The sequence below is a fragment of the Corallococcus sp. AB018 genome, assembly GCF_003986945.1.
GTDB classification, from domain to species: Bacteria; Myxococcota; Myxococcia; order Myxococcales; family Myxococcaceae; genus Corallococcus; species Corallococcus exiguus.
In genome coordinates this window covers 1-5,543 of record NZ_RAWR01000362.1, presented here as the reverse complement: position 1 = coordinate 5,543, position 5,543 = coordinate 1, and the positions used below count along the sequence as shown (strand labels likewise).

Below are 5,543 nucleotides of genomic sequence, written 5' to 3'. Positions count from 1 at the left end.
CTGCGGGCTCTCCGTGTTGCCCTCCTGCATGCTCGCCATCAGCGGGTGGGTGTGCGCGGGCATCTGGGGGGAGATGAGCGTCACCGACTGCTGTCCGGAGCTCTCGCCCAGCGAGTGCGGCGTGAGCCCGGGGCCCTGGCCGGGCTGCATGGGGAAGCGGCCGCGCAGGTCCGGCAGCGCGAACGTCGTCGTGCCATTGCCGCCGTAGGTCGTCCCCAGGATGGCGAAGAGCGCCTGGTTCTGCGCGATGGACAGCAACGTGCCGTCGCAGAGGAGCCAACCCTTCGGCGCGAAGTCGCCTCCAAACATGATGATCTGCCCGATGTACGGCGTGGACATGGTGCCCCCTGGTGTGACGTCGAGTGTGGGCCAGCGAACAGACCATGGGCGGTCCCTCGATAAAAGAGCGCGGCGCGTCAACAGGCAAACCAACCCAGCGTGTGCGAAGCTTCACGGTCGGTGACGGCCCCGGTTCCTACGCCGCAGGTCGCCGCGCTGAATTTCGTTGGGGAGGACCTGATCCATGTCGCTTCGAGCCTTCGTTCCCCTCCGTGGGGTGTTCTCGCGTTTTGGTGCGCTGTCGCTCTGCGCGACGTTGATGGTGTCCGCCTGCACGGGAGAGACGGGCGATGGGCCGGCGGGACCGGAAGGGCCTCCGGGGCCTGCGGGCGCGACGGGTCCCCAGGGGCAGGCCGGCCCGCGAGGTGAGAAGGGCGCCACGGGTGAACCCGGCCTGCTGGGTCCCGAGGGTCCGCAGGGCCTGTCGGGTGCCCCCGGCGAGCCCGGTCCGCAAGGGCAGCAGGGCGTGCAGGGACCGGCGGGCGCGATGGGACCCCAGGGGCCCATTGGCCTGATGGGGCCCATGGGTCCGCAGGGTGCCGCGGGCCCCACGGGGCCGGCCGGAGCGAAGGGCGACACGGGCCCCACGGGCGCGAAGGGTGACGTGGGCGCGAAGGGCGACACGGGCGACGTCGGTCCCTCGGGTCCGACGGGAGCGAAGGGCGACACGGGCGCGGCAGGTCCGACGGGGGCCACGGGAGCGATCGGCCCTGCTGGCGCGAAGGGTGACACGGGCGCCACGGGCGCGGCAGGGCCCACGGGAGCGACCGGCGCGGTCGGCCCCGCTGGCTCGACGGGCCCTGCTGGCGCGAAGGGTGACACGGGCGCCACGGGCGCGGCAGGCCCCACGGGAGCGACCGGAGCGATTGGACCCGCTGGTGCGACCGGCCCCGCTGGCGCGAAGGGTGACACGGGCGCGGCGGGGCCCACGGGAGCGACCGGCGCGGTCGGCCCCGCTGGTGCGACCGGCCCTGCTGGCGCGAAGGGTGACACGGGCGCGGCAGGGCCCACGGGAGCGACCGGCGCGGTCGGCCCCGCTGGTGCGACGGGCCCCGCTGGTGCGACCGGACCCGCGGGCCCCACGGGTGCCTCGGGGGCTCAGGGACCACAGGGACCGTCGGGCACGCAGGGGCTCTACGGCGACGGCTCGGCGGGGGCGTTCAACGTGGGCGTGGGCCAGACGGTGGACCTCTCCACCGCGGCGGGTGTGGCTTCGCTGCCCGCGGGCTTCAACCTCCAGTTCAGCAGCATCAACATCGCCGGAACGCTCATCCTCCCCAGCGGCAGCGTGCTGCGCTCCTCCGGCGACATCACGGTGAGCGGCACCGTGACCGTGCAGGCCGGCGCGGAGGACCTGGGCAATGGTGAGGCGCCCACGGGCATCGCGCGGACGGCGGCGACCAACTACAACGGTGGCGCGGGGCTGACGTCGTTCCAGGCCGCCCAGGTGCGCCGGGTGCAGTTTGCGTCGGGCGGAGCTGGCGCGCGCATCTTCGTGGGCCCGAGCGCCAACGGAGGCGCGGGTGGCGGCTCGTTGTTGCTGGCTGCGCGGGGCAACATCCGCATCGTCACGGGGGCGAACGTCAACGCGAGCGGGGTGAGCGGCGTAAACACGGGGACTGGCACCCAATCCGTCGTGGGCACGGGCGGCGGCGGAGGCGGCATCGTGCTGGTCGCGGCGAAGGGAAGCATCACGCTGGGTGGCACCATCCGCGTACAGGGTGGCAACGGCGCGAACGGTTACGACGGCAACGGCGGCTCGGGTGAAGGCGGTGGCGGTGGCGGTGGCGGTGGCATCGTCCACTTCATCTCATCCTCGACCGCCAGCGTGACGGGCTCCGTGGTGACGGCGGGAGGCGCGGCGGGCGCCACCGCTGGGGGTGGCACCAGCGTCATTCCAGGTGGCGGCGGTGGTGGCAGCGGCGGGAGCGGCGGCAACGCGGGCGGTACCGCCTTCGTGGGCTCGCCGACGATCGATATCCCCTCTGCAGGTACGGGCGGCTACTTCCTCCAGACGGTCGCCCCGGAACCCGAGACGCTGCTGGGGCTGTAGGCGCGGGGCCTCACGGGACCGGCGTGCTCACCCGCCGCCGGTTCATGCGTCGCCCTCCAGAGCCCGCCACTGGAACTCCAGGTACGGCGACGCCGGGTCGCTTCCCGGCACGGACGTGAAGCCTTGCCGGGTGTAGAGCCGCAGCGCTGGATTGTCGCGCGTGACATGCAGCCGCACGGGCACGCGCGCCCGCGCTGCCTCCGCTTGAATCGCGTTCAGCAGGTGCGTGCCCAGGCCTTGTCCCCGCCACGTGGGAAGCAGGGTCACGTCCAGGAGCAGCAGCTCCGCGGAGGTGCGCACCAGCCACTGGCGGCCCACGGGGACTCCCTCCACTTCGATGATGGCGTGGCCCTCCGGGGAATAGGTCGCCGCGTAGTGGCGGGCCTGTGCCTGGTGCTGCATCCGCAGGAACAGTTCCGCTTGCGCGGGCGGCCAGCCCCACGCGGACAGCTCCTGCTCGCGCGTGCTCGCGTAGAGCGTGAAGAGGAACGGTTCGTCCGCTGGCGTGACCGTGCGGAAGAGGGGCGCGAAGGATGGGGGCGTCGTCACGGCGGGGCATCCTACGCCGCGCGAACCTGCCCGACAGTCGGACAGGTTGAGGCCGCCTCGGCTGGCTTCCCCAGGTCTCTGGACCTTCCCGTAGGTGCCGTGTCGGGCGGAATGTGCACAGCATGAAGGTCGGGGGCTTCGTGCCCCTCCGCGTCCAGGAGGTCCATCCGGTGTCTCCCCGTCTTCCGCATCAAGTGCGCGTGGCCATCGTGGGCGCGGGCTTCGCCGGGTTGGGCATGGCCATCCGGCTGAAGCAGGACGGCATCGACGACTTCGTCATCCTGGAGCGCGCGGACGACGTGGGGGGCGTCTGGCGTGACAACGTCTACCCCGGCTGCGCGTGCGACGTGCAGTCGCTGCTGTATTCGTTCTCCTTCGCGCCGAACCCCGGCTGGTCGCGCGCCTACTCACCGGGCTGGGAGATCCAGGAGTACCTGCGCGACTGTGTGCGGCGCTTCCAGCTCGCGCCCTTCCTGCGCTTGGGTCACGCGGTCCTCCGCGCGAAGTGGGACGTGGCGACGCGGCGCTGGGTGCTGGAGACATCCCACGGCACCCTCACCGCGGACGCTCTCGTGGCGGCGGTGGGCACGTTGAGCGAGCCCGTGATTCCACCCCTGCCCGGGCTGGAGCGCTTCCGGGGCAAGGTGATGCACTCGGCGCGGTGGGATGCGGGCTACGCGCTGGCCGGGCGTCAGGTGGGGGTGGTGGGCACGGGCGCGTCGGCGGTGCAGATCGTGCCGGCCATCCAGCCGGAGGTGGGCCGGCTCGTCCTCTTCCAGCGCACGCCCGCATGGGTCTTGCCCCGGGGCGACAAACCCAACAGCGCCCTGCGAAAGGCCCTGTACCGGTGGGTGCCGGGCGCGCGGTGGCTCCTTCGTGGGGCGCTGCGCATCCTGCGCGAAAGCCTGGCCCTGGGCTTCCAGCACCCGTGGATCCTCCGGCTCGCGCAGCCATGGGTGCTCCGGCACATGCTGAAGACGGTGAAGGACCCTTCGCTCCGCGACCGGCTCACGCCCCGGTACACGATGGGGTGCAAGCGCATCCTCGTCTCCGACGACTATCTGCCGGCCCTCACGCGCCCGAACGTGGAGGTCGTCACCGCGCCCATCCGCGAGGTGCGCGAGGACGCGGTCGTCACCGGCGACGGCGCGGTCCATCCGGTGGACACGCTCATCTTCGGCACCGGGTTCCAGGCGACGGACATGCCCATGGGGCACCACATCCACGGCCGTGACGGCCGGACGCTCGCGCAGGTGTGGGCGGGCAGTCCCCGGGCCTTCCTGGGCACCACCGTGAGCGGTTTCCCCAACCTCTTCCTGCTTCAGGGGCCCCACACCACCCTGGGCCACACCTCCGTGCTGTTGATGATGGAGGCCCAGGTGGAGCACGTGCTGGGCGCGCTGCGCTACCTGGAGGCCCGGGGCGCCGCCGCCGTGGAGCCGGATCCAGGAGCCCAGGACGCGTTCGTGCGCGACCTGGAGGCGCGGCTGTCCGGCACGGTGTGGAACCAGGGGGGATGCCGAAGCTGGTACATGGATGCCTCGGGGCGAAACTCCGCCCTCTGGCCCGGCTCCACCACGGCCTTCCGCCACCGGGTGGAGCACTTCGAACCGTCAGATTACGTCACGCTTCCTCGGGCAGATGTCCCTCGGGCGCTCCGGCGGTGAGGCGATGGCGCGGCTTCAGGAACGCTTCGCGCGCTTCCGGGTCGCGGTCTTCCTCGCGGTGGGGGAATCGCGCTTCTTCGCCGTCGCACGGCGGTCCGCGTCTTCTTGGCGCCGGAGCGTTTGGCGGCGGGCTTCGCGCGCTCCTGCGCCGCGTGGTAGCGCTCCAGCAGCTTCGTACCCTTGGTGGCGAGCCGCTTCGCTCCCGCGTTGTCCTTCGGCACGGGTTCGCCCCAGGCGCGAGCGGACAGGGCGAGGCGCGTGGGCTTGCCCTTGTCGTCCACCATGGGCCCGCGCGGGTGCGCGAAGTGGCGGCGCAGGAAGCTGCCCTTTCTGCGCATCTTCTCCGGCGTGTCCGCCTTGCCTTTCACGCCGGGCTTGAGGTTTGAGCCTTCCTTCTCGCGGAACCACTCGCGGCCCGCCGCGGTGAGGCCGCCCTTCGGATCCTTCAGGCGCCGCGTGCGCGTGACGCTCTTGCGAGTGGGGGACCGGGTCGGCATCGGAGGTGCTCCTCTTTGAGCGGAGGTGGAGGCTTCCGCATGAGAGGTAGGTCGTCCCGGCCCTGAGGGCACGAGGTGACAGGCTGCCTGCTTCCTACGGCGTGGGCTTCGCCTCCGGGGGGACCAGCGAATCCGCCAGCGCACGGAGGGCGAGTGCGTGGGTGTGCCAGAGGTCCTTGCCGTCTCCGAAGACATCCAGTGGCCGCTGTGGCGGCAGTCCGCGGGCTTCGTAGTCCTGTCCCTGTGCGTCGGCGTAGTGCTCGTTCGACAGGTGCACCGTCCATCCATTGGGCAGCGGCTTGACGAGCATGTCGGAGAACGCGCCCCGCGTGGCCGTGCCTACATGGACGACGTTCGGGAGCGCTCGGAGGGCCAGCGTGAGGACCTCGCCCGCGCTGACCGTCACCACCCGACAACCCGCCGCGAGCGGGTCGGGGG

Annotated in this window: 6 protein-coding genes; 2 read left to right on the top strand and 4 right to left on the bottom strand. The window is 72.0% G+C overall.

What is annotated here, in order from left to right; genetic code table 11:
* A partial coding sequence (locus D7Y11_RS41320) for a phage tail protein (RefSeq protein WP_199753953.1) occupies positions 1-339 on the bottom strand: 339 nt, incomplete at its 3' end.
* A gap of 184 nt (positions 340-523) precedes the next feature.
* Between D7Y11_RS41320 and D7Y11_RS45300 the strand changes: the two genes are divergently transcribed.
* The gene (locus D7Y11_RS45300; protein WP_121753919.1) at positions 524-2,392 is read left to right on the top strand and encodes a collagen-like protein; all 1,869 of its coding nucleotides are present in this window, start codon (positions 524-526) and stop codon (positions 2,390-2,392) included.
* Between the two features lie 42 nt (positions 2,393-2,434).
* Here the strand turns inward: D7Y11_RS45300 and D7Y11_RS41310 are convergent, their stop codons facing one another.
* Entirely contained in the window at positions 2,435-2,941 is a 507-nt protein-coding gene (locus D7Y11_RS41310) for a GNAT family N-acetyltransferase (RefSeq protein ID WP_126936415.1), read from the bottom strand.
* A gap of 170 nt (positions 2,942-3,111) precedes the next feature.
* On the opposite strand from D7Y11_RS41310, the gene D7Y11_RS41305 reads away from it, so the two are divergent.
* Positions 3,112-4,608 carry an NAD(P)/FAD-dependent oxidoreductase gene (locus D7Y11_RS41305; RefSeq protein WP_233607571.1) on the top strand — a complete coding sequence of 499 codons (1,497 nt, stop codon included), beginning with the start codon at positions 3,112-3,114 and terminating at the stop codon, positions 4,606-4,608.
* On the opposite strand, the gene D7Y11_RS41300 is transcribed toward D7Y11_RS41305, so the two are convergent.
* Positions 4,560-5,105, bottom strand: a complete 546-nt coding sequence (locus tag D7Y11_RS41300) for a DUF6321 domain-containing protein (RefSeq protein WP_199753945.1) — start codon at positions 5,103-5,105, stop codon at positions 4,560-4,562. The two genes, D7Y11_RS41305 and D7Y11_RS41300, sit on opposite strands and share 49 nt — an antisense overlap.
* A gap of 94 nt (positions 5,106-5,199) precedes the next feature.
* Positions 5,200-5,543 (bottom strand): S41 family peptidase (locus tag D7Y11_RS41295; protein WP_199753944.1); only part of this gene is annotated, 344 nt, incomplete at its 5' end.

What these genes read in the sequence shown, in the direction of transcription:
- D7Y11_RS45300 (WP_121753919.1), top strand. Translation starts at nt 524, where the DNA reads ATGTCGCTTCGAGCCTTCGTTCCCCTCCGTGGGGTGTTCTCGCGTTTT.
- D7Y11_RS41300 (WP_199753945.1), bottom strand. Translation starts at nt 5,105, where the DNA reads ATGCCGACCCGGTCCCCCACTCGCAAGAGCGTCACGCGCACGCGGCGC.